Here is a 23,890-nt window from a genome sequence, read left to right as displayed (position 1 = left end):
TACCCCCGGCCGTCTGCGGCCTCGACGACGATGATCCAAGCGGGAACGGCTTAACGCGCCGGCCCTGCGACGGGACAGCGTTGGCCCATCCGAAAAGCTTGGGACTTTTCGGCTCCTTATCCCGGAAAATCAAATATGGGGGAAAAAGCTCTCGGCTTTATTAACCACGCCGGACCAAACGGGCCGCGAAAAATCCGTCGAGGCCCGAAAGCCGCGGATCATCGGCGGGAAGATGGCAGGGCAAGGTCCGAAGCTCGCCTTCATTGTTGATGACGCCCTCGATGGCGCCGACCTCATGCGGGGAAATTTTCGAGCGCAGCACGTCCGGATTACGGCGCAGCAGAGCCGCGATTTGAAATTCGCCCTCCTCCGGCTCCAGCGAGCAGGTGCAATAGACAATGACGCCGCCCGGACGGACCAGCTCGACCGCCTTGTCCAGCATGCGCGCCTGAACCTGTGCGAGCGGGGCGATGTCGGTCGGCTTCTTGATCCAGGCGATGTCGGGATGGCGGCGGATGGTTCCCGTCGCGAGGCATGGCGCGTCGATCAGGATGGCGTCGAACGGCTGCGCCTTGAGGCCGACAATGTCGGCGACGACGACGTCCGCGTGAAGATGGAGGCGCGAGAAATTGGCGGCAAGCCGCTTCAGGCGCTCCGCCGAGCGGTCGATCGCCGTAACTTTCGCGCCGGCCGCGGCGAGCTGGGCGGCCTTGCCGCCGGGCGCCGCGCAAAAATCCGCGACGCGGGCGCCGGGCGCGGCGTCGAGCAGCCGCGCCGGCAGCGCGGCGGCGGCGTCCTGCACCCACCATTCGCCTTCCGCATAACCGGACAGCTCGGCGATCGGCGCATGAGTGAGGAGACGCACCGACCCGGTCGGCAGGACAAGCCCGCCAAGCCGCTCCGCCCAGAGCGCGGGATCCGATTTGACGGTGAGATCCAGCGTCGGCTCGTCGCGATTGGCCCGCGCGATCTGGCGCGCCAGATCCTCGCCATAGGTCTTGCGCCAGCGCGCCGCAAGCCAGGGCGGCGTATCATGATCGAACGGATCGCTATCTTCGAGGATCTTGTCGCGGCTGCGCGCGATATTGCGCAGAACGGCGTTGATGACGCCGGCGAAGGGCGCGCTCTTGGTCTCGAGCCGGGTTGCGCGAACGGCGAGATCAACGGCGGCATGATCGGGCACGTCCAGAAACAGAATCTGCGCCGAAGCCGCGATCAGCGTCCATTCGAGGTGGGCGACCGGACGCGGCAGCCCCTTGTCAAGGAATTCGCCAAGCGTCTTGCGGATGGTGCCGAGCCGGCGCAGAGCGGCGGTCACGATCGAACGGGTCAGCGCCACGTCGCGCGGATCGAGCCCTTGCAGCCGGGACGGGATGGCGCCGGGCGAAAAGCAGTCTTCGAGAGAATGCGCCTTGCCGACGATATCGTTGAGGATGGCCGCGGCGGCAAGACGGGCGGGCAACCCCGGGTGACGTTCGGCCTCGATCCTCGACGCTTCCGCGGACATGGGCTGGCCCGGCCGATGGAGCGCTCCTTTGCGGCTGCGCTGTGGGTCGGGCCGGCGCGGAGGTGCGTTCAAACTTATGGCTCCGCCATTGGATGGCTGCGTTGTTGGACGGCTGCGGGCAATCCTGCGAAGAATCGCCGCCGGCCAAAGTCCAAAGCAGACGAATTGCCGAACATCAACCGCCGCAGTTCGACTGACGGTTTATAGCATGTGCAGCCTGATTCCGCGCGGGGGTTTTGCCGTAATCCAAAACCTTTTAGAAGGTTGGGACGTCTTATTTATGAAGAACACGAGATCGCCCGATGAGTGAGAAGCCCGATTCAGGCCCTGACGCCCCGAGGCCCGCAGATCCAGGCCGCGTCGATGCGAATCAGGCGACGGCCGATGAGGCGCCCCAGCGCGCCCTGCCGCCTGCGGCGCAGCGCGCGCTCGCCGAAGCCGAGGAACGCCGCCGCGCAAAGGCGCTGGCGGACGCGCCGCGTCCGAAGGAAATCAACGGCCGCGACGGGCCGGAGCCCGTGCGTTACGGCGATTGGGAAAACAAGGGCATCGCCAGCGATTTTTGAGCCATCAGCTTATGGGCTCAAGCCCGACGCGAGGCTCGGAAAATCGAGCGGCCGAAAGCCGTAATGCTTCAGCCAGCGCACATCCGCCTCGAAGAAGGCGCGCAGATCCGGCATGCCATATTTCAGCATCGCCAGCCGGTCGATGCCGATGCCCCACGCGAAGCCTTGATAAATCTCGGGGTCAAGGCCGCAATTGCGCAGCACATTTGAATGCACCATGCCGCAGCCGAGGATTTCGAGCCAGTCGCTCCCCTCCCCGAATCTTATTTCGCCATCCTTGCGCGAGCATTGCACATCGACTTCCATCGACGGCTCGGTAAAGGGAAAATAGCTCGGCCGGAAGCGCAGATTGACCGTCGGCGTCTCGAAGAACGCCTTGAGGAATTCCTCGAGAATCCATTTGAGATGGCCGAGATTTGACGAGCGGTCGATGACAAGCCCCTCGACCTGATGAAACATCGGCGTGTGGGTCTGGTCCGAATCGCAGCGATAGGTTCGGCCGGGGCAGATCACCCGGATCGGCGGCTTTTGCGCCAGCATGGTTCGCACCTGCACCGGGCTCGTATGCGTGCGCAGAACCTTGCGGCGGCCCTGCTTGTCCGGGTGAAAGAAGAAAGTGTCGTGCATGTCCCGCGCGGGATGATCCGGCGGAAAATTCAGCTTCGTGAAATTATAGTCGTCGGTCTCGATGTCGGGGCCTTCGGCGATCGAGAACCCCATATCGGCGAAAATCTCGGCAAGCTCATCCATCACCTGGGAAATCGGATGAATGCGGCCGGCCGCGGCGCCGTGGGGGCGAACCGGCAAAGTGACGTCGAGCGTCTCATTGGCAAGCCGCGCTTCGAGCGCCGCGTCCTTCAGCACGCCACGCCGCGCGGAAAGGGCTGCAGCGACCGCCTCCTTGAGGGTGTTGATCGCCGCGCCCTCGGTCTTGCGTTCGTCGGGCGACATTTTTCCAAGGCCCGAAAGGAGCGTGGAAATTGAACCTTTCTTGCCGAGCGACGCGACGCGCACCGCCTCAAGGGCGGATTCATCCGCAGCCGCCGCAATATCGCTTAACAGCGCTGTTTTCAGGTCTTCGAGATCGGCCATGATGGGTAAAATTCCGATTGCGCCGCCGTCATAGAGCATTTTGCCCGCGGCGGCACAGGAAAAGCGCAACCATCGGCTCAGCGCAAGGCCGCCGCTGGCTGTTTACGGGCGACGGCGCGCAGCATGCGCCGCGCGTCAGATCGGCCCCGTCGCAGCAGCGAGCCAGCGCCGACGCTCGGGGTCGAGCAGCGGCGAAAGCTGGCGACGCACACGCATATGATAGGCGTTGAGCCAGGCGGTCTCCTCGGCGTCGAGCAGTTTCGGCTCGATCAGCGCAGCGTCGATCGGCGCCAGCGTAATGGTTTCAAATCCATACATTTCACGCTCGGCGCCCTTGATCGCGCGCGGCTCGACGATAACGAGATTTTCGATCCTTATGCCCCATTGGCCGGCGTTGTAATAGCCCGGCTCGTTGGACAAAATCATGCCAGGCTGTAGCGGCGTCGAGCCAATTTTCGAAATCCGCTGCGGGCCTTCATGCACCGAGAGATAGGAGCCGACGCCATGGCCGGTTCCGTGATCGAAATCGAGCCCGGCCCGCCAAAGCGCAAGCCGCGCCAACGCGTCAATCTGCGCGCCAGAGGTTCCCTTCGGGAACACCGCCCGCGCAATGGCGATGTGGCCCTTGAGGACGCGGGTGAAGCGATCGCGCATCATCGCGGTCGGGCGCCCGACCGCGAGCGTGCGGGTGATGTCGGTGGTGCCGTCCTCATACTGACCGCCGGAATCGATCAGGAAAATCCCGTTGCGGATGCGGGCGTTGGTCCTGTTCGTGACACGATAATGCGGAATGGCGGCGTTAGGTCCGGCCGCGGCGATCGACGGAAAGGAAAGATCCTTGAGCTTGCCCGTCTCGCGTCGAAAACTCTCCAGCGCCTTGGCTGCGTCGATCTCGGTTAGCCGGCCGTGACGCGCATGTGCGGCGAACCAGTGGAGGAAGCGCGTCACGGCCGCGCCGTCGCGAAAATGAGCAGCTCTCGCGCCGGCGAGTTCCGTCTCATTCTTGCGCGCCTTCATCAGAGCGATCGGATCGGCCCCGATGTCGCAGACGCCGCCCGCTTCCTTTGAAGCGCAAACAAGCCTTGCCGGAGCCGTCGCGCTGTCGAACAGCAGCTTCTTGCCATTGCGTCCGAATTCTTCGAGATCGCGCTCGAGCTGGACCGGCTCCTTCAATTCGGCGACCGCCTCAAGCTTGCGGCGTTGCGGCGCATCAAGCTTGCGCGGGTCGATATATAGCCGCGGCTTGCTAGCTTTGAAGACGAGGGCGAAGGCGAGCGGCAGCGGCGTATAGGACACATCCTGGCCGCGGATGTTGAAGACCCACGCGACCGCATGCGGATCGCTGACAAGAAGCGCGTCATTGCCGGCAAGCAGCGCGGCGACGCGGCTGACTTTGCGCGCCGACGTTTCGCCCGCATATTTGCGCGGATGCAGCGTAATCTTGCCGAGCGGGGGCGTCGGCCGGTCGCTCCACACCGTATCGATCGGATTGGGCTCAACGGCGACGAGGACGGCGCCCGCGCTCTCAACCGCCTTGGCGAGTCGCTCGACCTGCCCCGGCGTATGCAACCAGGGATCGTAGCCGATCCGGGCGCCGCGCCGAACCGTCTGCTCCAGCCATTCGGCGGGGGTCGTCTGCGCAATCTCAATCGGCTCGAAAACGCTGAGATCGACTTGATCTCTCACCGCGAGCGCATAGCGCCCGTCGACAAAGACCGCCGCGTGATCGCGGAGCACGATCGCCGTTCCGGCCGAGCCGGTAAAGCCGGACAGAAAGGCCAGCCTCTCCTCTGAGGGCGCGACATATTCATTTTGGTGGCAATCGGCGCGCGGCACGATGAAGCCGTCGAGGCCGAGGCGCCGCAGTTCCAGACGCAGCGCGGCGACGCGTGGAGGCCCCTGTGTTGCGTCGGCAAGGTCATCAAAGGATTGAAATGCGCTCTCGAACATAGCGCAAGACTAGAAGCAAGTCGCGCGCCCGGCAACCGAGCCATGCGCAAAATGCTCAGCCCAGGGCGTTTTGCCCCTCGCCGCGAGCCTCGTCCTGCGTGTCCTCCTGGCAAGGATGTCCAGGAAGGCCGCATGCTTTCCAACGCTCGCCGCGATCACCCAGCTTCGCCTCCAGCCGCTCCACCTTGAGTCGCACGGCGCAGCCTCCCGAGAAGATAAGGTCGACTTCACCGGCGGGAGCCTGCGTCTCCCTGAAGGAGACGCGCAGCAGATTGAGGATGCGCGCCTTGTCGCTCAGCGAAAAACCCGAATAGGCGGCGCCGACGACGCCGTCGAAATGCACGCCGGCGCGGCAGCGCTCAAGCGGTCCCGACGCCGCCATGACCCAATCGAAACGCGAGGCGAGAAAGGCGAACTGCCGCGTATCGGGCAGCAGGGCCATTTCGCCGACCAGGACCAGCGCATCCTGCAGATTCGCGGAGACGATATCGAGGTCTTCCTTGTCGAGCGCGATCAGCCGAAGCGGCGTCGGCGCCAAAATTTCGCTCATCGGCATCATCCATCAAAATGCGCCGCGCCGCGGCCCGGAGAGAATGGCGCCACTCCCGCCGTTCTCCAAACTCCTGATTTAGTTATATCCGGACAGACGTTCAATGATCGCGCCGCACCCGCTGAGCTTGGTTTCGAGATGCTCGAAGCCGCGATCCAGATGATAGACGCGGTTGACCATCGTTTCGCCTTCGGCCGCCAGCGCCGCAATGACGAGGGACACCGAGGCGCGCAGATCCGTCGCCATCACCGGCGCCCCTTCGAGGCGGTCGACCCCGTCAACTAAGGCGACGTCGCCCTCGAGCCTGATGTGGGCGCCGAGCCGCGCCAGTTCCTGCACATGCATGAAACGATTCTCAAAAATCGTCTCCGTGATTCGGGACCGCCCTTTGGCTTTGGTCATCAGCGCCATGAACTGCGCCTGCAGATCCGTCGGAAAACCCGGAAACGGCGCGGTCACGATATCGACCGGCATCAGCCCGGCGCCGTTTCGCTGCACCCTGATGCCCTCATTGACCACGTGGATCGTGGCGCCCGCCTCGACGAGCACGTCGAGCGCGCTTTGCAGCAGCCCCGCCTCCGCGCCCTCCAGCATGACGTCGCCGCCGGCCATGGCCGCCGCGATCGCATAGGTGCCGGCCTCGATCCGGTCCGGCAACACGCGATGGCTCGCCCCATTCAACCGCGCGACGCCCTCGATGTCGATCACGGACTGGCCGGCGCCCTTGATCCGCGCGCCCATCTTGATGAGGCAATCCGCCAGATCGACCACCTCGGGCTCGCGCGCGGCATTGACGATGCGGGTGTGGCCATGGGCGAGCGAGGCGGCCATCAGCGCCGTATGGGTGCCGCCGACCGTCACCTTGGGGAACGCGATCTCCGCCCCGCGCAATCCCTTCGGCGCCTTGGCGTGAACATAGCCGGCTTCGATTTCGATGCTCGCGCCAAGCTTTTCGAGCGCCATGATCAAGAGGTCCACCGGGCGCGTGCCGATGGCGCAGCCGCCGGGGAGCGAGACCTTCGCCTCGCCCATGCGGGCGAGCAGCGGGGCGATCACCCAAAAACTGGCGCGCATTTTCGAGACAAGCTCATAGGGCGCCGTCGTGTCGACGATGTCGCGCGCGGTGAGATGCACCGGACGGCTGGCGTTGGGCGCCGCGCCGAGGCGGCGGCCGTCCACCGAATGATCGACGCCATGATGCCCCAGAATGCGCAGGAGCATGTTGACGTCGGCGAGATTGGGCAAATTGTCGAGCGTAAGCGTCTCAGCAGTCAGGAGCGAGGCGATCATCAGCGGCAGGGCCGCGTTCTTGGCGCCTGAAATCTGAATGACTCCATTCAGCTCCCGGCCGCCGACAATGCGAATACGATCCATAATCCCCCGTCTTTCCGGCCGCTTGGATCATTTGATTACGGATTTCATCCGATCCAAATCAAATTGATCGATTAATATGCTTAGCAAAATATGGAAGGAAAGCAGATCCGCTTTCGGCGTCAGGCGTTAGCTCGTTGTCCCTGGACAATCGCCGCCGCCTTCGGAATGGCAGACGCTCTCTCTCGAAATCGCCTCCGAAATCGCTTCCCCCTCGTCTCCCGCGCGGTCTTGCTGTTCGCTTCCGGCCTCAGCGGCCTGCCGCCCCCTGCCCTGAGCCTTGCGGCGGCCAAGATTTGCGCGCAACGCCGCGGCAAGGCGCTGACGCTCCGCGCCTTTGCGGTTTTCGCCCGGCCCGTGCGCCGGAACCTTGTTCATACGGAAGGCCCTTGCATTGAGAACTTCGTCTTCGAGGCCGCCGCGGGCCAAAGGCCCGGCGAAGCCGCCGCTGACACCTTTAGAGCCCGGCCTTGGCGGAAACAAGGCTTTACGGATCGGCTTGCCTGCGCGGCGCGACTGTGGCAATACGCCAGCCGTCGCGCCACGAAGCGTCGGCTGCGGTAGCTCAGTGGTAGAGCACTCCATTGGTAATGGAGAGGTCGACAGTTCAATCCTGTCTCGCAGCACCATCTAACACTTTGTTTTGAAAAAGTGTTCGCATGATATCGCGGCGGCGGTCTTATGTGAATGAATGCAGAACGCCGCACCAATTTGCAGGTATTCTGGCACGTTTTTGACACGCGAGTTTACGGCCTGTTCCGGCCGGAATTGGCGCGATCAGGCCGGTTTTGCTGCCGTTTTGGCGACGGACGGCTCCGCATCGATGTCCTCGAAAGCCGTGACGATGGCGCGCCGCCCTTCTGGCACATCGTGGATATAGCCGAGGATGCTGCGCTCATCGCGCCAGCCGCCTTGCTCCATCGCCGCGCGCAAATCGTGACGCATTCGCGTCGCGAGAAGGTGCCGGAACCAGTGCTGGGTTAGGCGGCGCAGCAGTCTTGCGTCGTCGCGCGCCCTCAAGAGCACACTCAGCGCGTCCTCGCGTCGACCGCGCCTTTTCAGACCTTTCGCCTCGTCGAAGGCGCGCCCCAATATTGCCCGGCGCGCCCGCCGCTTCGCCGCGAGAAAGGCCGTCTTGTTCTGGCCGCCGCCTCCGCGGCCGTTGTCCGCATATGGCTTCCTCTTGTATGTCAAAAAGAACGGGGCTTCCCGATCGTGGAGGCCGCCCCGCCAGTCGACATACTCCCTCAGAATCCGTGCAGCCGTCGGATGCAGCGCGGCCGCGACATCGTCGCCGTTTTTGGTTTCCCGGAAGGTGATGGTTTCTCTTCCGGGCGCCAACATCACGTCGCAGATGCGGGCGCCGTAAAGGATGGACGAGACCCGCGCCCCGGTCGACCATTCCGCGGCCAGCTGCGCCCGCAAGGAGATATGCGCGGCGTCAAAAAGCTGTTTGATCAGGTCCGGCCTGAGATCGGCGACGCGCCGGCGCGCCCTGCGCCGCGGATTGCGGGCGGCTTTGTCGCGCTCGAACTTTGTGGGTTTTTTCAATTTATGGTGGGCGACGCAGAAGTTCTGGAACGCCGCGACGCCGCTGACGAAACGTTCGCGGGTCGCCGCCTTATTGCCGGCCTGGCGCTGCGCCACCCAGGCGCGCCATTCGTCCGGACGAATATCGTTCAGGCGCCTTGTCCCGAATTTCCCGACGATTTCTTTGATAATGCGGATGACAGTCGGCGCCACCGGCCTCTGACGCGGCAGACTGAGATAGGCGTGGCCAGCTACGGCAACCGGATCACCTCGGCCGCCTTCGCCTGCCGCCTCGGCGCGGATGTCTTTTTCGACGGCGCGGACCTCGTCCCACGCAACGTCGTAGAGCCTGGCCTCAGCGGGAAGTCCAAGACTGCGACGAACGCGGATTGAACGGCCTGCGGCGCGAACGGTCCCCTCGACGTGCCAGTAGCCGTCGCGTTCTTTGACTGCGAGCCCGCGAGCACGCCGCCCGGCTCGCTTTCCCGCTCGATCGCATGCTCCAGCGCCAGATAGCTCGTCTCGGTCCAAAGACGCCGCCTCCCATGCCGGACGTGAAAGTGGAAGCGCCGCTCGTCCGTGGCGCGGCGCAGATCCTCGGCGAGCCATGATTCAAGAGTTCGCCGGCTGATTTTGAGCCGGCTGATCACGTCTTCGATTGTGAGTCGCTCGGCCGACATCGGTCAAGGCTCCTCAATTTACGGCGGCGGCTTGGGCGCGCGCCCAGATCGCCTCGAAATTGCGCTTGAACGCGTCGGCCGCCGCGCGTGCTTCGATGACGATGAGGTCATTGTCCTGGCGCTTGAGGCCGGAGGCCGAGAAATTGGCGCTGCCCGTGCGCAACAGGCGGCCGTCGATCTGGTAGCCTTTGAGATGCATGAGCGCGCCGGCGCTCTTGATCCGGGTTTCGACGCCCGGCGTCGCGCGCAGCTCCTGGAGCGCGGCCAATGGCGCGCCGCCGCGCGGCAGCTGATCCTCGTAAAGATAAAGGCGGACGACGACGCCATGGTCGGCGCGTTCCGTGAGCGCGCGCGTTACGGCGACGTCGGTCAGCACATAGGCCGCGAAGTCGATCGCCGTCGTCGCCTGCCTGATCAGCTCGACGTCGACGCGCTCGAGGTTTTCGGCCGGAGCAAAATGGATCGTCGTCGCGCCGGCGCCGCCGGCAAGCACGGTCCCTGCCGGCAAGCGTCGGCCGACATAGGCGCCGCCGCCGAAGGCGAGGGCGAGCGCAGCGATTGAGACGCCGGCGAGGACGGCGGCCTTCTTCAGGGTCATACGCTTCTTTCCAAAGCCTGTTCGAGCTCGGCGATCCGGGCGAGGTAGTGGACTTCGAGCAGGCTGAAAATACCAGCGATGGCCTTGGCCGAATCGTGGGTCAAGCCGAGATCCGTCAAAAGCCGCATCGTCTCCGCCGCTCTTGTCGCTGGATCTGTGATGCGAGTTATAGCCGCGGCCTCCGCGAGCGGCTTCAAATCCTCGTCGCTCATCGCCGCACCTCATAGATGTGTTGAAACTTTCGAATGCAATTGCGGAGGATCGTCTCTCTGTGCGCCTCGCGCGCGTTGGCTTCCCATGCAAGGCAGGTCCGTTGATCGTCCGGCTGCAGCTGGCCGAGGTCCGGGCGCGCGAAGGACGCGCAGCTCATGAGCGCGGCGCAAAGCGCCGGCAGGAATCTATGCATTTGCCGCTCCCCTCAAAACGGAATGTCGTCGTCGATGAAATCTGCCGTGCGCTGCGGCTTGGCGGCCATCGCCTCGCGCGGATCGTCGAGCTGTTGCGCCGGCCGCGTCGACGGCGTCCCGTAGCTGTCCTCGCCCGGCCCGGAACGCTGGCCGCTGATCAGCGAGAGTTCGCCGCGGTAGCGCGCGAGGACAATCTCCGTGGTCTTGCGCTCCTGGCCGTCGCGGTCCGTGTAGGTGCGCGTCAGCAGACTTCCCTCAATGTAGACTTGCGAGCCTTTTTTCAGATAGGCCTCGGCGATCTTGCCGAGCCCCTCATTGAAAATTACGACATTGTGCCATTGTGTGCGGTCCTTGCGGTCGCCAGTGTCCTTGTCGCGCCAGCTCTCCGATGTCGCCATGGAAAAGCTCACCACCTGACCGCCGGAATTGAGCGTGCGGACCTCGGGATCGCGGCCGAGATGGCCGACGAGAATGACCTTGTTGACTCCTGCCATGTGGTTCTCCCGTCAGCACAACACGCGCGGCCGGCGCGCAAATTCAAAGGCTTCGATCTGCTCGATTTGCGCGGCCAGCTGATCGCGCTCGATGATGAGCGGGGCGCGCTCCGTGTGGGCGATCTCGACATAGTCGCCCCACAGATGCGCGTCGCGGATCATCTGGTCGTATTGGCCGAGCCGCCATTTGACCTGGGCGAGCCGCTTGCGGAGGGATTGCAAATTGTCCGACATCAGGCGGCCTCGTCTTTGAGAGCGAGGCCGAGATAAAAGACGCCGTCCTTCTTGCGCTTCGAGGCGACGCCCAATTTTTTGAGCATTGCGCCGATCTCGGGCGCACTGAGAGGCCTGGCTGTAGCCGTAGGCGAGGCTGTGGCGAGAAAGGCCGCGCGCAAATCGGAGGCCTTGCATTCGGCGCCGTCCTTGACCTCGACCCGTTCGATCATGAATTTGCCGAAGAGCGGCGCGCCCGCCTGAAAATCGCAGACGCGCGTGATCTTGTCGCGCCGGGCCTGCTCGTCGGCGTCGATTGCCTCCAGCATTGCCTGCGCGAGCGGCTTGTCCTGCGGCTCCGCGCGCGGCGCTTCGGGCGAGGTCGCCGTCAACGCGGCCCAGTCCGACAAGGGCGCGGGCAGCCATTTCTTTTTGGCGGCGTCGGCCGCCACAGCGCTGGCGATGAGCGCCTTCTTGCCGACGCTGTTAATCGCCGGCGTTTCGAGTTGCTCCGCGACGGCGACGCAGGTCTTCTTGCTGGCCGCGAAATAGGCCTCGCGATCGAGCGCCTCGTTGAGGCGCTCGGCGAGCGGCGCGCCGCGTGCGGCCAGCGCCTTGGCGATCGGCTCGCATTTGCCGATCGGCATATCCTCATGCGGCCGATTGGCGACGGAGATCGAGCGCGCGACGATCTCGCAAAAGGCCGCAGTCAGATCGGCGAGCGGAGCGTCGGCGCAGAGCGCCAACGCCCTGTCGAACGCCTTGCCCGTAAGCTTGCCGAGCAGCTCGCTGACGTGATCGTCGGCATAGGCCGACAGGCCGCCGGAGAGTTGGATACAGCCGCTTGCGCCGCCCTCATAGGTCGGCCCGAATTTGGCGACGGCCAGCATCAAGGCGAGATCGGGCCGCGTCCCGATACAGGCGGCGAAGGCGCCGTCGAGCGACGCGTCGAGCACTTCGCGCAGCGCCTTCGGCGTCTTTTTGGGCGGCGCGGCGGCCGGGGAGGATGCGGCCGCCGCGCCTTTCTCCGCGCGCGTCGCCGCGCGCGCGGAATCGGAATGATGATTGTCTTCGACCGCGGCGTCTTCGGGCGGCTGTTGCTTCCAGCCGCGATAGAAAACAGGTTCGCCGTAGTGAGAAAGGTCGGCGACTATGCCGAGCGAGCCGCGCTTCGCCGCCGGGATTTGGCGCAGCAGCGCCCGGAGGTCGATCGCTTCTTTCTCCGCTTCGCCGGCTTCGATTTCCTCCGTGGTCGCTGCGTCGCATTCCTCCAGCTCGTCGACGCGCTTTTGCTCCTCGGGCGAATATTCGAGTTCATAGTCCGAGACTATGTATTCGCCGGCGTTGGGTTCCGGTTGAAAGACGACAAAGCCCCAGCCTTCCGCGGCGGCGATCGCCTCCGCCTCGGCCATGAGCTTTTCGCGCGCGAGACGCTTCGCGAGGCCGCCGTCGAGCCAGGTCGCGCCGTCGTCGAACAGCTGCTCCTCGATTCGGCCGCCAGCGGCGAGATAGGCGTCGGCGCCGATATATGTCGTCTCCGCGGCGTCCTCGCGCAGCGTATCGGCGCGAAGACTTGATTTGATCGCATAGACGGACGGCGCGGTGCCCATGGCGTCGAAGACGGCGTCCTGCGCCTCATGCGTCGCGCCGGCGGTATAGGCCTGGGCGATGGTGGCGTCGATAATTCCCTCGCGCCACGCGGCGCGTATTTTCGGGCTGAGGCGTCCCAGGGCGAGGCGCTGGCGAACGCGGCGGACATCGAGTCCGAAATCCCGGGCGATCCGTTCTTCCACAACGCCGGCGGCGGCGAGTTCGGCGAAGGCTTCATATTCGTCGACCGGATGCAGCGCCCGCCGCATCGTGTTGGCGGCGAGCGCCTTCTCGCGCCGCAGCGCCTCGTCGCCGTAATCGACCACAGTGACATTGATGGGCGCGTCCGGCGGCCATGATCCGCTCTCGACCAGATGATGCATGGCGCGCCAGCGCCGCTGCCCGTCGAGGATCAGATAATGGCCTTTGAGCTCGGCCGGCTCGACCATCAGATCCTGCAGCTGGCCGACCGCGAAGATCGAGGCGGCAAGTTCGGCGATCTCGTTTTCGTCGGCGAGGCGGGGATTGAGATCGCTGACGCCGGCGATCTGGTCGAGGCGGATGGCGCGCGCTTCAAGCGCGAGGGACGTCGTCATGCCGCCGCTCCGTCAAAAAGTTCGGCGACGCCGCGTTCGATCCATTTGCGGGCCGTGCGCTGCGCGCCGTTGAGAACGGCGATTTTCGCCCGGCTGAAATTGACGAGCGCTTTTAGAGCTGTGCCTTTTCCGTGCGGCGGCGCCTCGTAAAGCGAGAGGCTCATCATGTCGATGAGCTCGTTGCAGTCGGCCTCGGTCACGACGGGCCGCAAGCGCCGCCCGAGGGCATAGGATCCTCGTGTCATTCCGCGGCCTCGCGTGTGGTTGGATCGGCGAGTTGCTTGCGCAATTGCGCGGCGCTGGCCTGCAAATCGAGCGTGAATTGCTCGAGGCGGCAATAGTCGTTGAGGCGCTTGCCGGCGGCGGCCTCAAGCTCGCGGATGCGGACGTTGGCGCCGGCGAGCTGGCGCAGCAGCTCGCCATTGTGCCCGAGCGCCTCGCGATACATCGTCTCGTAGGACTTCATGCCGCGTCTCCCTTAATATGGTCGAGACGCGCGGCTTCCTTGGTGTGAGAGAGGAGATCGATGGAATGAGCATCGAGCCCGACCAGAGAATGGTCATGTTTCTCATCATGACCTTCTATCAGGACGTCCACGCCCATTTGACGACCGCGATATTGCGCGGCGAATTGATTAATGAGCCTCTTCTCGACTGGATCGAGCGTTGCGCCTTCGAAGCCCTTGATCAGTACCGCAGCGGCGACGCCGCCCGGCCGCTGGAGACCGACGCGTCCGTTCGCGCGGCCAAATTCAACATTCGCACCATGATCGCTGACCATCGGGATTTTTCCCGCGGCGGAAACTGACGGCCGATCCGCGAGCGGGATCGCCATCGCCTTGCGGCGGATGATCTCTATTTCTCGCGCCGCCGCATCGAAGCGCGAAATATTCCGGGAGGAGATAGTTGCGCGGAGATAGGCGCAATGCCGCGCCGGCGGATGGTCGAGCTGCTGCGGGGAAAGGGGCTGCAGCGCCCGGCGCATGGCGCCGATCGCGAGTTCATCGTCTAGGGCCGCCGCGTGGCGGCCGGGTGAAGGGATTTCAAGCGCCATCGGCGTGCTCCATCGGGGATGCGATGAAGCGATAATTGCGTTAAACGCAATTTCATGTCAAACATAAATTGCATAATTCGCAATACAGGTGGAGCGGCGATGGTGCGCGCAGAAACGAAAGCTAGTTCGGCTGTGTGCCCGGCGGAGCCGGAGAAAACCCTTCGGCCGCTCGATTTAAGGCCAGCGCAAGCGCTACAGCCTGATCGGGTGATATTCCGAGCTGAACAGAGCCGTCGGGCGTCTCGATGCGGTTTGGGGAAGTTGCGAATATCAAGCGCAGCACGACTTTATCGTCCAACCACGCTATTTCGTATCCCGTCAAATGGCTGAGTTCGTTTAACTCGCCGGGGCCGCGCTTGCGGCCGCGGGGCCTCATATCCGCCTCGAGACGGTCTTCGATCCAGGCATCCTGAATAGGGACGGCGCCGTTGCGCCTCTCTTCGCGTCAATAATCATAAGATGGCAACGCAACTTAACGTGGAAAGTTCCTCTATCCACAACCCCACTATCACCTGGAGAGCGGGGGCGATTTGGCCCCTTAAATTAGATCGCGAATCTGATCCTCATTTGACCCCTTAAGATAGGAAAAAGGTCAATGCCCGTTCACTTCGCGGGCGGGGATGACTCGCTGGATGACCTTGACGTCCTCGACAGCAAAAGATTGATCGCCCGCAGGGTGGAGACGACGGCAGAGATAGCGCTTCTGGTCGCGATCCACAAGGCGGCGGAAATAACGGCGCGCGCCGATCTCGCGAGGATCCGGGTAGAGTTCGACAGTTACCTCGTCCCCGGCTCGAACCTCCGCCCGCGCGTCGATAAAAACAAGATCGTCTTTTGCATGGGCTGGAGCCATCGAATCGTCGGTAATCCTGACGGCGTAGACGCCGGCGCGCCCCATTAGCCCTTGAGGGCGCGGAACGCGGCCTGCTTCCCGCTCCAGGGCGTAGGAATAGTCTTTCCCGGCGGCCGTAGCGCCGTCGTAGACAATGATCTCGCCATCGTTGTGGGCCGCAACCGCGGGAGGCGGTTCTTGCGTCAGGGGAGGCGACGGCGGTTCAGCGAAGCGGGGCTCTGCCGGGAGCGCCTCTAATGGCCGCTCATTTTTCCAGAAATCGGGGATCGGCTCGCCAAGATAATCGGCGATCTTTTTCAATTCATCGACCTTGAGGCGACGACCGGCCTTTAGCAACCGCGTAATTTGAGACGGATGTACGCCAAAAACGCCGGCTAATCCGGCCCTCGTCTTGCCGGTACGCTTTAGCGACTCTTCGATCCAATCGACCAAATCCATCCCTCATTATTGCGAACAGCGCAAATTTTCATATCGCGAAAATCGCAAGTTATGGCTTGACGATTGATTGCGGTTTACGCAATTATATTGGCATGGGAACGATCGCCGACCACGTCATCGCAAAATGCGGAGGCCACCGGGCCGTAGCCGGCTTATTGGGCCTCGACGTAACCTCCGTTTACAAATGGACTTATCCCTCCTCGCGCGGGGGGACTAATGGGCTCGTGCCGGCGAACCGTCAGCAGGAGCTCCTTCATAAATCGCGTGAAGCCGGGATTGATTTAATTCCTGCGGATTTCTTCGAGCCGCGGACATCGATCTCCGCCGACACACGCGATGCCGCTGGAGACGCGGCATGAGCGCCTTCCCTTTACCTCGCTTCGCGCCGCTTCCTTCCCGGCGCACACCTGAGGCCGGTGACGATCAGGCGCATGCGCGATCGGCCGGCCTCTTTTTCTTTCAGCGCGCCGCGCCCGCCAGCCCCAGCGCGACGTCGATCGACGTCTCGATTTTTTCGATGGCCAGCACGGTGACGTCGGCCATCTCCTCCGCGGCGAAATCGCTCGGTGCGCGAAGATGGCCTGTCCCCGCGGCCGCGGCACGAATCTGTGAAACGAGGTCCGGCAACACATCGCGCGGCGTCATGGCGAAGACGCCCGAGAGCGCGACCTCCGCCAAAACTTTGACCGCGGCGATCTCGGCCCACATCTCGCGCATGCGCGCGGTTTCAAGCTCAACGGCGAGTCCCATTAGTAGGCTCCAATCAATTGCTTCGCGTGAGGGTTGCGCGCCCATGGTCGCTTCGCGCGCCGGGTGCTTCGCAGCATCTCTTGGCGCGGTAATTCGCGCTCTATCAGTGTAGAGAACACGCATGCTGCGAGTCTCTATAGCTCTGGTTGTGTTCGCACTTATTTTTGTGAGCCGGCGCTGCCTCCTCTGTTACCGGGAGCCGCGCATCGATCGCCACGAAGGCGAGGGTTTCTAGGCCCGCGCCCGACCCGAGGATCGCGCGGGAGAGATTTTGGAGAGCGAGCGCCAACTCGCCCTCCGCGTGATGGCTCAGCCGCGCGATGCGGCTGAGCAGATGAGTCGCCGCAAGCGCGCCAACGCCGAGCGGTTCAGTTGGTTCGATGCTTTTTTTTCGCGTGGCGGCCATGCCTCGCTCCCTACGTGATCTCTCCAGAGACCACAGGAAGTGAGACATGATCATCCACAGGGACGGGATAAATTATCCGATGTCGGTCGTTTCCTTCACCGATGACGACGCTTTCAAATGGGTGCGCGATCGCGTCCAGATCGAGAAGCTGTCGGCGGATAACCGCGAGGAGGCCTGGGCCAGCGTCGCGCAGTCGATCGGCGTCGCGCCCGGAACCGTCGAAAATATCGATCGTCAACGGCGCAAAAGCCTCTCGTCGCTGATCCGCGACAAAATCCATGAGCACAAAATCAAATGCATCAGGGCGGAATATCTGAGGCTTTCCCATGAGCTCGCCATCGCTGATCGAGGCGGTTCGACTTCTGCTGAGGATGATCTCGATCAGGCGCGGGCTGCGCTCCAAGAGGCGCAAAAAATCCTGCAAGGAGCAAGGCGATGATGAGGACGATGCGCGAGCTGATTGGCGCGCTCCTGGTGTGGGGCGTTTTCTGGATGGTGACGGCGCTTGAGGTTGTGGCTCCGTGGCGGATCGAGGAGGCAGAGAATGCGTGCGATTGAGCCAATCAAAGACATCGCGCCGCCGGCGTCGCTGGGGCCGGTTCCCGAGCTGCGCTGGCTGCCCATCGCCAGCCTCGTCGTCGACGACGCCTACCAGCGCCTGATCGGCGGAAGGGGGCGGTTCCTCATTCAAAAAATCGCCCGCGAATTTTCCTGGCTCAAATTTGCGCCGGTAGTTGTCTCGCCGATCGCCGGCGGCGTTTATGCGATCGTTGACGGGCAGCATCGAGCGACGGGCGCTGCTTCGATCGGGATTGGCGAGGTTCCCTGTCTCATCATCCAGGCCGACGCGCAGCAGCAAGCCAAGGCGTTTTCGGCAATCAACGGTCAGACCGTCAAGATGAACCGGCAACAGCTCTACCATGCCTCGCTGGCGGCGGGGCATCCTGATGCGGTTGCGACCGACCGCGCGGCGCGCGAGGCTGGCGTCGTGATTGTGCGCAGCGCGAAGACGGCTATTCAACTCAAGCCGGGCGACACAATGGCCTGCGGCACGATCAGCCAATGCGTCGCCAAATGCGGCCATGAACGCACCGTGATCTATCTGCGGGCCGTGCGCGCGTCCGAAGGAACTCATTGCAGCGCGCTGCTCGCCCAAATCATTGTCGCGACCGCGAATGTTCTCGACAATCGCAAGGAGTGGCGGCGGGACGCGCGGCTCTACACGGCTTTTGAGGCGATCAATTTGCTCGATGCGCTGGAGAAAGCCAAGGCTGAGGCCGCGCGCCGGAAAGTGGTCAGGACGACGGATTTGCTCGAGGCGACTCTCGTCACGCACCTCGACGCCTTTTTCAAACGGACGGTCGCCGCGTGACGCGCCCGACGTTCATTCTTGGCACATTCGGTCATGACCAGCTTGTCGCGCTCTCGCGGCGTCGCCCGCTCGGCGACGTGCTGTTGTCGACGCGCCTCGGCGTCGTCTCGCGCTATGGCGGTCTGGTGCGGCCCCGGCCGCAAGGTTTCACGATCCTCGCGGCGCTCGCCTGCGCCGGCGCGCTGACGAAGGACGATCTGATCGAGGCGCTGTGGGGCGAGGATCCGGGCGGCGGTCCGGACAATGCGGGCAAGGTTATCGACACTGTGGTGTTTTATCTGCGCCAGCAAATCGCGCCGCTCGGCCTGCGCGTCAGCAGCCATCCAACGCATGTCTTTACGCTTGACCCGTTGCCCTTGCTGGCGGAGGCCGCGGAGTGACGCGCGAGACGCTGCCCAACCGCCGGACCTCGATCAGCTTCGACCTGTTCTACGGCCAGATGCTCTATTCGGTGACCTTCGCGGTCTATCCGAAAACCATGCGCGTCGCCGAGATTTTCCTGACTTTGGACCGCAAGGTCGGCGCGGCCGTGGAGGGAATTGCGCGCGATAGCCTGATCCTCGCCAGCTTCGCGCTCCAGCACGGCGCGAGCCTTGAGGAGCTGCGCGCGGCGATGACGCGCGATCATGCCGGCGCGGCGTCTTCCGTCGCCGGCGCGGCGATTGACGCCGTGGCCGACACGCTGGCCGAGATGATCGGAGACGCGCCAGCATGAGCGCGCAATGGCAGCCTAATCCGGTCGACTGTTCCTGGGCGAAGGCGTCGAGACCGTGCTTTCGGTCTTTTGCGCGCTCAGGGCGGCCGATTCGCCGCTGCTTGAGGGCGCAGAATTCCGGGCGGCCGTCTCGCTCGGCAATCTCGCAGGCAAGGCGCTCGGGCGGGTAAAACATCCGACGCTGAAGCGGCCCGACAAGAATGGCGTCGAGCGGGCGGTTTTTGTGCCGGACAATGAGCCGGCGGGCGACGGCGATTTCGCGATCATTCCGGTGCCGGCCGCTGTCCACGAACTGGTGCTCCTCGGCGATGGCGACAGCGAACCGCTTTTTACGCGCCTCGCGCTGGAGCGCGCGGGCAAGCGCTTTTCGCGCGCCTATCCCTGGCTGACGATCGGACTGCACATGGCCGCGCCGGGATTTGATTTCAACGATATGTGGCGCGCGCGCCAGAAAGAGGTTGCGTGAGCTCGGAAGAGGCGCCGCCCCTTGACGGCGAGACTTTCGCCGCTGGCGCCGAGATCCTCGCATTTCCAGCGAAGGCCTCTCGCTCGCCGGAAGATGGCGGCGGAAGCGGCGCGCCGCCGCCCGGTGATCCGCCGCCGGACGGAGATGGTTTTGACGACGACGACGGCGTCGACGGGATTGTCGGCGGTATGAACAGCGAATGGGCACTGGTGCTTATGGGCTCGCGGGCCGTGATCATGCGGGAAATGCCGCACGCCCCGGTCGAGGATCGCACGCGTGTCGTTTCGATCGACGCCTTCCGCGCCTATCTGTCCAATCAGACCTGCGTCATCAAGGGCCGCGAGCGCCAGCCGGACGGCAGCTGGAAAACGGTCACGCGGCACCTCAAGCTGGCGCCGCTCTGGCTCAATTCCAGACGCCGCCGGACCTATGACGGGATCGAATTTTTTCCCGACAAGGATGATGCGGCCGGCACGCGAGGCTATTTCAACCTCTGGCGGGGATATTCGGTGACGCCGGACCCGTCGCCGGCGGAAGGGCGCCGGCTCAAATACAGGACCTTTTACGACCATCTTGCCACGAACATCTGCGACGGCAATCCCGAGCTGTTCCGCTGGGTGTGGAACTGGTTCGCGCATATTTTGCAGCGGCCGCGCGAGCGCATCGGCACCGCGATCGCCATGCGCGGCAAGATGGGCACGGGCAAGACCAAGATCGGCGAGATCATGGGCTCGCTGTTCGCCTCGCATTATTTCCTCGTCGACGATCCACGCTATGTGACCGGCCAGTTCAACGCCCATATGGCGAGCTGCCTGCTGCTGCAGGTTGATGAGGGATTTTGGGCTGGCGACAAAGCGGCCGAAGGCCGGCTCAAGGGGCTTGTGACCGCGCCGAAACAGATGATCGAAGCCAAGGGCGTCGATCCGATCCGCCTCGATAATTACGTGCGGCTGCTGTTTTCCTCGAATGAGGGTTGGGTTGTTCCGGCCGGCATGGACGAACGGCGCTTTTGCGTCATCGACGTCGCCGCGCATGTTGCCCAGAACGGGCAGTATTTCGCCGAAATGGACGCGGAGATGGACGCCGGCGGCCGCGAGGCGCTGCTCGCCGATTTGCTCGCGACCGATCTCGATGCGCCGGACGCACCCAGTCTGCGCGTCATTCCGAAAACCGAGGCGCTTCTCGAGCAAAAGCTGCGCTCGCTCGATACCGTCTCGGCCTGGTGGTTCGAGCGGCTGTGCGATGGCGCGCCGACGCGGCGCGGGAGCGCGTGGCGCCGGCAGGTTCCGGTCGACGTGCTGTTCGACGATTACGTCCATCATGCCGAAAAGATCGGCGTCCGGCGCAAATCGGAAAAGACCAGCCTCGGCATGTTGCTGCGAAAGCTCGTGCCTGGCCTCGGCAATCGCAAGGCGTCGGAAACGATCGATCTCGGCGATGGAACGTCCGGCGTGCGCCGCGTCCCCTGTTGGCTGTTCCCGCCGCTCGCCGATTGCCGCACGGCCTTTGTCGATGCGGTGAAACAGCCGATCGACTGGTCGCTGTATGGCGTCGCCGATGAAGGCGCGGCGTCCGAAGAACCCGTTCCGCCTGATGAGTTTTAGGAAATTGTCCGACCTGTCCGACCTTTTGGATGAAGGACAAAAATTGGCGAAGCGAATTGCCCAATGATTTCAAGGCTGCGTCCGACCTGTCCGACCTGTCCGACCTTTTCGCGCGCGTGAGGAGTCGGAATAGCCAAAATCAGCGAAGGGCTCTCGCTCTTTGAAAATGGCATGCGCCGGATGGCGAAAAAAGGTCGGACAGGTCGGACAGGTCGGACGGCGCATTGATATTGCAGGCGAATTAGCGTGTCCGACCTTTTTATTTGATTAAAAAAGGTCGGACAGGTCGGACAGCGGCGGGTTGTGGGGAATGACGGATGAGTGCGACGATCTGGTATGTGGCCTACACCAATCCGAAGTGCGAGCAGCGAGCGGCTGCGGCCTTGCAGCGGGTCGGGTTTGAGACGTTTTTGCCGGAAGTAGCTAGGCGCGTGCGGTGCCAGGGGAAATACATTGAGCGGCGTGGGAAGCTGTTTCCCCGCTATCTGTTCGTCGGCATGCGGCCAATCTGCACTTGGTTCGATTTTCGCAATGCCGACGGTGTTGAGGCGGTGCTGGCGAACGAAGGCAAGCCTTTGGCAATCAGCGAATCACTTATCGATGATTTGCGAGCTGCGGTGAGCGAAGGCGCGTATAACGAACGCGCCCCTGCGCTAGTTGAGGCTGGCGCGCGCGTACGGATTGAAGGCGGTCCGTTTGCTGGATTTGAAGGCATCTGCGAAGCGGTGCACGGCAACAAGCGGGCCGATATACTAGTCGATCTCCTCAATCGGCCGACGATTGTGAAAATGAGGCTTGACGGATTGATCAGTCTCGGACCATCTTCCGCAATAGGACAACCGGTAGCTAACGTGTCTTTAGGACATCTGCCGATCCAGGCGACGGGGAGCCGTAGGGCAAGCTGATCGCCGCGAAGGGTTTCTATTGCCCGCAGCACAGCCCGGAGCATCCAGCATCCGGGCTTTTTCATGCCCGAATGAAGCGTCCTTTAACCTATCGACCAGCCCAGCAGCCCAGCCGGTATGAGCAGCGACGCGATGCTGATCAGCGCAGAGGATCGGCTGCTCAACGCCTGTACGGCGCAAGGTGGCGCGCCGCGCGGCTCGCCTATCTCGCGGCTCATCCGCTTTGTGTGATGTGCGAGGCTAAAGGCAAGATCGAAGCCGCTGAGGTTGTAGACCACGTTCGCCCGCATCGTGGCGATTTGCAGCTGTTTTGGGATGAGGCGAATTGGCAGTCGCTATGCGCGCCGTGCCATGACCGCGACAAACAATCCGCCGAGAGGCGGGGGGTACTAAAACCCTGGGGCGACGACGCCTGGGACCGGTGACTCAATATTCCGAAAAATCCCGCGATATTCTCAGAAAGTTTTTTTTGCCCCATGGGACGCCGGCCAGCCAACGCGGACGATCAGAAAGCGCAGGGTTTCCCCGGAAAGCGGAAATCCAAGACGCAGCGCCAGATCGAACAGGCCGAGCGCCTGGCGGCGCTGCTCGCGGCCGCGCCCGCCGAGTCGGGCGATCGCCTCGCGCCGCCCGCGCTCCTCGTCGACCCGCGCTGCGCCGACGCGCTCGCGGTTTGGCGCGAGTACACCCCGCGCCTCGCGAAGTTGAATTTCTTTGACGTGCTGGATCGCCACACCTTCGCGATCTTCTGTGTCTACTGCGCAGAGTTCACAGCCGCCCAGCAGGATATCCTCGACAACGGCTATAGCCGCAATGTCCGCACCGTCTCCGGCGATCTCATGCCGCGCCTCAATCCGAGCGTTGATCGCCGCGATAACGCGCAAAAGATCATCCTTGAAATGGCCAAGCGCTTCGGTCTGACCGCGCTCGATTATCTCTCTCTAACCGGGCGTCAAGCCTCGGTAAATTTGCCCGTTGGCGGGCTCTTCGGGCCACCGCCGCGTCCGGCTGGCGAGACGCCCGGCGCCTCGGCGACTCAACCTGCGGTATGCGACGTAGTTGGGATCGTTAATCAATTTGATTCGCTTCCCCCCAATCGCATTCAATAAAGTCGGCGCGCGGATCTGAAAATTTAGAGTTGTTCCCATTGGATAGAATTAGCATGTTGCGCAGATATTTTTGATCTCATCACGCGTTGGACATGGAGTCCGCGCGCCTTCAGAAATGCTATTAAACTATGCTCGTATATTTGATCGCACTCGAGGTCATCAGAAAATGAATATAGCTCCCGTCCAAAGCGGGTCAGAAAAAAGCATGGAATCGGGACAATTGTAGAGATTGAGCTCGTGATCCTTAGAGTGGATTTACTCAACGTCAATAAATTACCAATGCCCTGTGATAAATCTGCGTTAAATTCTAAGCTGCTCGTTGACCCCGACAATACGCCAAGATGATCACAAGTAATAAATTCTCTTAGATCTGTTAGATCTGGCCTTTTAAAAATAAACATTCCAGCGATTGTCGATGATATGACCTTATGGATTGTCCGTGCGTCGTCTCTGTCAATAGATGCGAGAAGGTTAAGTGATTTGACGCTAAATTTATTCGCCCCTCGTATTTTACCACTGAGAATCTTCGACCATAGAATCTGGATGTCCTCGCTACTTTTCGTTGAGGCGAAGCTGCTGAACGCGTTAAGCCAGTCGTCATCAATTTCTTGTTCAGCGTCCCCTGCAGTTGATGTAGATTGTTGCATGGCATGTTCGAGGGCCAACCGAGTAATTCTTTCTCGATTGCTTTGCTTTAAAATACTCTCTTGAATTGTGTAGTCCAAGGCGCGCTCGACGATTGGATGCCCGGACACAATTGCCGTAGAGACATAATCACCGGTCGCCTCCAATAATCTCTCATCAAATTTAGTTTTTGCGCGGCGCAAGGCGGTGTCTCGCTCAAAGCGAGAGCTGAGAGACTCACTACCAGCATGAAGCAGTCGCGCGACGGCCTTGTCTGCATTCTTTAACGTTTGCGGAAGATAGGGTAAATGAAATTGAAACCCAAGAATAGTTGATATTTTCTCCTCTAAGGTGGGCAACGCCAAAGGTAGAGATCCATTAGATATGGAGTCATCAATCATATCACAATTTGCTCCGTCGCAATCTGATCCAAGGACATCCTGATAGTTTC

General features: G+C 62.6%; 31 protein-coding genes and 1 tRNA gene. 12 read left to right on the top strand and 20 right to left on the bottom strand.

Annotation, left to right across the window (positions count from 1 at the left end):
• Nucleotides 1-160: 160 nt before the first annotated feature.
• Nucleotides 161-1,507, bottom strand: a complete 1,347-nt coding sequence (locus CR492_RS04900) for an RsmB/NOP family class I SAM-dependent RNA methyltransferase (RefSeq protein WP_102842631.1) — start codon at nt 1,505-1,507, stop codon at nt 161-163.
• A gap of 302 nt (nt 1,508-1,809) precedes the next feature.
• Between CR492_RS04900 and CR492_RS21480 the strand changes: the two genes are divergently transcribed.
• On the top strand, nt 1,810-2,073 hold the full coding sequence (locus tag CR492_RS21480) for a DUF1674 domain-containing protein (protein WP_102842630.1): 264 nt from the start codon (nt 1,810-1,812) through the stop codon (nt 2,071-2,073).
• A gap of 9 nt (nt 2,074-2,082) precedes the next feature.
• Here the strand turns inward: CR492_RS21480 and pheS are convergent, their stop codons facing one another.
• The 4 genes from pheS to murA all read right to left on the bottom strand — a co-directional run bounded on the left by pheS (nt 2,083) and on the right by murA (nt 7,039).
• Nucleotides 2,083-3,165, bottom strand: coding sequence for a phenylalanine--tRNA ligase subunit alpha (gene pheS, locus CR492_RS04890; RefSeq protein WP_102842746.1), 1,083 nt, complete (start codon nt 3,163-3,165; stop codon nt 2,083-2,085).
• Nucleotides 3,166-3,300: 135 nt separating this feature from the next.
• Nucleotides 3,301-5,115 (bottom strand): aminopeptidase P family protein, encoded by a 1,815-nt coding sequence (locus CR492_RS04885; RefSeq protein WP_102842629.1) that lies wholly within the window; start codon nt 5,113-5,115, stop codon nt 3,301-3,303.
• Nucleotides 5,116-5,170: 55 nt separating this feature from the next.
• Nucleotides 5,171-5,665 carry a DUF2948 family protein gene (locus CR492_RS04880; RefSeq protein WP_102842745.1) on the bottom strand — a complete coding sequence of 165 codons (495 nt, stop codon included), beginning with the start codon at nt 5,663-5,665 and terminating at the stop codon, nt 5,171-5,173.
• Nucleotides 5,666-5,743: 78 nt separating this feature from the next.
• On the bottom strand, nt 5,744-7,039 hold the full coding sequence (gene murA, locus CR492_RS04875) for a UDP-N-acetylglucosamine 1-carboxyvinyltransferase (RefSeq protein WP_102842628.1): 1,296 nt from the start codon (nt 7,037-7,039) through the stop codon (nt 5,744-5,746).
• Nucleotides 7,040-7,590: 551 nt separating this feature from the next.
• Between murA and CR492_RS04865 the strand changes: the two genes are divergently transcribed.
• A tRNA-Thr gene (locus CR492_RS04865) sits at nt 7,591-7,665 on the top strand.
• Nucleotides 7,666-7,813: 148 nt separating this feature from the next.
• Here CR492_RS04865 and CR492_RS04860 read toward each other — a convergent pair.
• From CR492_RS04860 to CR492_RS04800, 13 genes are all read right to left on the bottom strand, one after another.
• Nucleotides 7,814-8,779, bottom strand: a complete 966-nt coding sequence (locus CR492_RS04860; protein ID WP_180982428.1) for a tyrosine-type recombinase/integrase — start codon at nt 8,777-8,779, stop codon at nt 7,814-7,816.
• 38 nt (nt 8,780-8,817) lie between these two features.
• Nucleotides 8,818-9,246, bottom strand: coding sequence for a hypothetical protein (locus CR492_RS20700; protein WP_180982427.1), 429 nt, complete (start codon nt 9,244-9,246; stop codon nt 8,818-8,820).
• A gap of 13 nt (nt 9,247-9,259) precedes the next feature.
• Nucleotides 9,260-9,844 (bottom strand): phospholipase D-like domain-containing protein, encoded by a 585-nt coding sequence (locus CR492_RS04855; protein WP_180982426.1) that lies wholly within the window; start codon nt 9,842-9,844, stop codon nt 9,260-9,262.
• Entirely contained in the window at nt 9,841-10,056 is a 216-nt protein-coding gene (locus CR492_RS20695) for a hypothetical protein (RefSeq protein ID WP_180982425.1), read from the bottom strand. Before CR492_RS20695 ends, CR492_RS04855 begins: the two co-directional genes overlap by 4 nt.
• 206 nt (nt 10,057-10,262) lie before the next feature.
• On the bottom strand, nt 10,263-10,745 hold the full coding sequence (ssb, locus tag CR492_RS04845) for a single-stranded DNA-binding protein (RefSeq protein ID WP_102842623.1): 483 nt from the start codon (nt 10,743-10,745) through the stop codon (nt 10,263-10,265).
• A 12-nt stretch (nt 10,746-10,757) separates the two neighbouring features.
• Nucleotides 10,758-10,979 (bottom strand): hypothetical protein, encoded by a 222-nt coding sequence (locus tag CR492_RS04840; RefSeq protein ID WP_102842622.1) that lies wholly within the window; start codon nt 10,977-10,979, stop codon nt 10,758-10,760.
• Nucleotides 10,979-13,144 (bottom strand): ParB/RepB/Spo0J family partition protein, encoded by a 2,166-nt coding sequence (locus tag CR492_RS04835; RefSeq protein WP_102842621.1) that lies wholly within the window; start codon nt 13,142-13,144, stop codon nt 10,979-10,981. The genes CR492_RS04840 and CR492_RS04835 overlap by 1 nt, the downstream gene beginning before the upstream one ends.
• Nucleotides 13,141-13,389: a hypothetical protein gene (locus CR492_RS04830; RefSeq protein ID WP_146030171.1), complete on the bottom strand. Its 249-nt coding sequence runs from the start codon at nt 13,387-13,389 to the stop codon at nt 13,141-13,143. The genes CR492_RS04835 and CR492_RS04830 overlap by 4 nt, the downstream gene beginning before the upstream one ends.
• On the bottom strand, nt 13,386-13,610 hold the full coding sequence (locus tag CR492_RS04825) for a hypothetical protein (RefSeq protein ID WP_102842619.1): 225 nt from the start codon (nt 13,608-13,610) through the stop codon (nt 13,386-13,388). The genes CR492_RS04830 and CR492_RS04825 overlap by 4 nt, the downstream gene beginning before the upstream one ends.
• Entirely contained in the window at nt 13,607-14,128 is a 522-nt protein-coding gene (locus tag CR492_RS20410; RefSeq protein WP_180982424.1) for a hypothetical protein, read from the bottom strand. The genes CR492_RS04825 and CR492_RS20410 overlap by 4 nt, the downstream gene beginning before the upstream one ends.
• Before the next feature lie 661 nt (nt 14,129-14,789).
• Nucleotides 14,790-15,488, bottom strand: coding sequence for a LexA family transcriptional regulator (locus CR492_RS04815; protein ID WP_102842617.1), 699 nt, complete (start codon nt 15,486-15,488; stop codon nt 14,790-14,792).
• A 459-nt stretch (nt 15,489-15,947) separates the two neighbouring features.
• On the bottom strand, nt 15,948-16,238 hold the full coding sequence (locus CR492_RS04805) for a hypothetical protein (RefSeq protein ID WP_102842615.1): 291 nt from the start codon (nt 16,236-16,238) through the stop codon (nt 15,948-15,950).
• Nucleotides 16,239-16,341: 103 nt separating this feature from the next.
• Nucleotides 16,342-16,644, bottom strand: a complete 303-nt coding sequence (locus CR492_RS04800) for a hypothetical protein (protein WP_102842614.1) — start codon at nt 16,642-16,644, stop codon at nt 16,342-16,344.
• A 46-nt stretch (nt 16,645-16,690) separates the two neighbouring features.
• Here CR492_RS04800 and CR492_RS04795 point away from each other — a divergent pair, with 46 nt between their 5' ends.
• From CR492_RS04795 to CR492_RS21420, 9 genes are all read left to right on the top strand, one after another.
• A complete protein-coding gene (locus CR492_RS04795; protein WP_146030169.1) occupies nt 16,691-17,083 on the top strand; it encodes a hypothetical protein in 393 nt (130 codons plus the stop codon).
• Nucleotides 17,080-17,202: a hypothetical protein gene (locus CR492_RS21340; RefSeq protein ID WP_280951518.1), complete on the top strand. Its 123-nt coding sequence runs from the start codon at nt 17,080-17,082 to the stop codon at nt 17,200-17,202. Before CR492_RS04795 ends, CR492_RS21340 begins: the two co-directional genes overlap by 4 nt.
• A complete protein-coding gene (locus tag CR492_RS04790) occupies nt 17,189-18,016 on the top strand; it encodes a ParB N-terminal domain-containing protein (RefSeq protein WP_102842612.1) in 828 nt (275 codons plus the stop codon). The genes CR492_RS21340 and CR492_RS04790 overlap by 14 nt, the downstream gene beginning before the upstream one ends.
• The gene (locus CR492_RS04785; RefSeq protein ID WP_102842611.1) at nt 18,013-18,396 is read left to right on the top strand and encodes a hypothetical protein; all 384 of its coding nucleotides are present in this window, start codon (nt 18,013-18,015) and stop codon (nt 18,394-18,396) included. The genes CR492_RS04790 and CR492_RS04785 overlap by 4 nt, the downstream gene beginning before the upstream one ends.
• Nucleotides 18,393-18,731: a hypothetical protein gene (locus CR492_RS04780; RefSeq protein WP_102842610.1), complete on the top strand. Its 339-nt coding sequence runs from the start codon at nt 18,393-18,395 to the stop codon at nt 18,729-18,731. The genes CR492_RS04785 and CR492_RS04780 overlap by 4 nt, the downstream gene beginning before the upstream one ends.
• A 55-nt stretch (nt 18,732-18,786) precedes the next feature.
• Nucleotides 18,787-19,197: a hypothetical protein gene (locus CR492_RS04775; protein WP_102842609.1), complete on the top strand. Its 411-nt coding sequence runs from the start codon at nt 18,787-18,789 to the stop codon at nt 19,195-19,197.
• Nucleotides 19,194-20,801 carry a primase-helicase family protein gene (locus CR492_RS04770; protein WP_102842608.1) on the top strand — a complete coding sequence of 536 codons (1,608 nt, stop codon included), beginning with the start codon at nt 19,194-19,196 and terminating at the stop codon, nt 20,799-20,801. Before CR492_RS04775 ends, CR492_RS04770 begins: the two co-directional genes overlap by 4 nt.
• A 317-nt stretch (nt 20,802-21,118) precedes the next feature.
• A complete protein-coding gene (nusG, locus tag CR492_RS04765) occupies nt 21,119-21,706 on the top strand; it encodes a transcription termination/antitermination protein NusG (protein ID WP_102842607.1) in 588 nt (195 codons plus the stop codon).
• Between the two features lie 71 nt (nt 21,707-21,777).
• Nucleotides 21,778-22,131, top strand: a complete 354-nt coding sequence (locus CR492_RS21420) for an HNH endonuclease (RefSeq protein ID WP_102842606.1) — start codon at nt 21,778-21,780, stop codon at nt 22,129-22,131.
• A 30-nt stretch (nt 22,132-22,161) separates the two neighbouring features.
• On the opposite strand, the gene CR492_RS21065 is transcribed toward CR492_RS21420, so the two are convergent.
• On the bottom strand, nt 22,162-22,440 hold the full coding sequence (locus CR492_RS21065; RefSeq protein ID WP_245411968.1) for a hypothetical protein: 279 nt from the start codon (nt 22,438-22,440) through the stop codon (nt 22,162-22,164).
• Here CR492_RS21065 and CR492_RS21060 point away from each other — a divergent pair.
• Nucleotides 22,411-22,815, top strand: a complete 405-nt coding sequence (locus CR492_RS21060) for a P27 family phage terminase small subunit (RefSeq protein WP_245411967.1) — start codon at nt 22,411-22,413, stop codon at nt 22,813-22,815. The two genes, CR492_RS21065 and CR492_RS21060, sit on opposite strands and share 30 nt — an antisense overlap.
• 23 nt (nt 22,816-22,838) lie before the next feature.
• On the opposite strand, the gene CR492_RS04750 is transcribed toward CR492_RS21060, so the two are convergent.
• Nucleotides 22,839-23,840, bottom strand: coding sequence for a DUF2806 domain-containing protein (locus CR492_RS04750; protein ID WP_102842604.1), 1,002 nt, complete (start codon nt 23,838-23,840; stop codon nt 22,839-22,841).
• Between the last annotated feature and the right edge of the window lie 50 nt (nt 23,841-23,890).

It is taken from the genome of Methylocella silvestris, from assembly GCF_002891535.1.
Lineage (GTDB): Bacteria > Pseudomonadota > Alphaproteobacteria > Rhizobiales > Beijerinckiaceae > Methylocapsa > Methylocapsa silvestris_A.
This window is presented reverse-complemented; position numbering and strand designations above follow the sequence as displayed.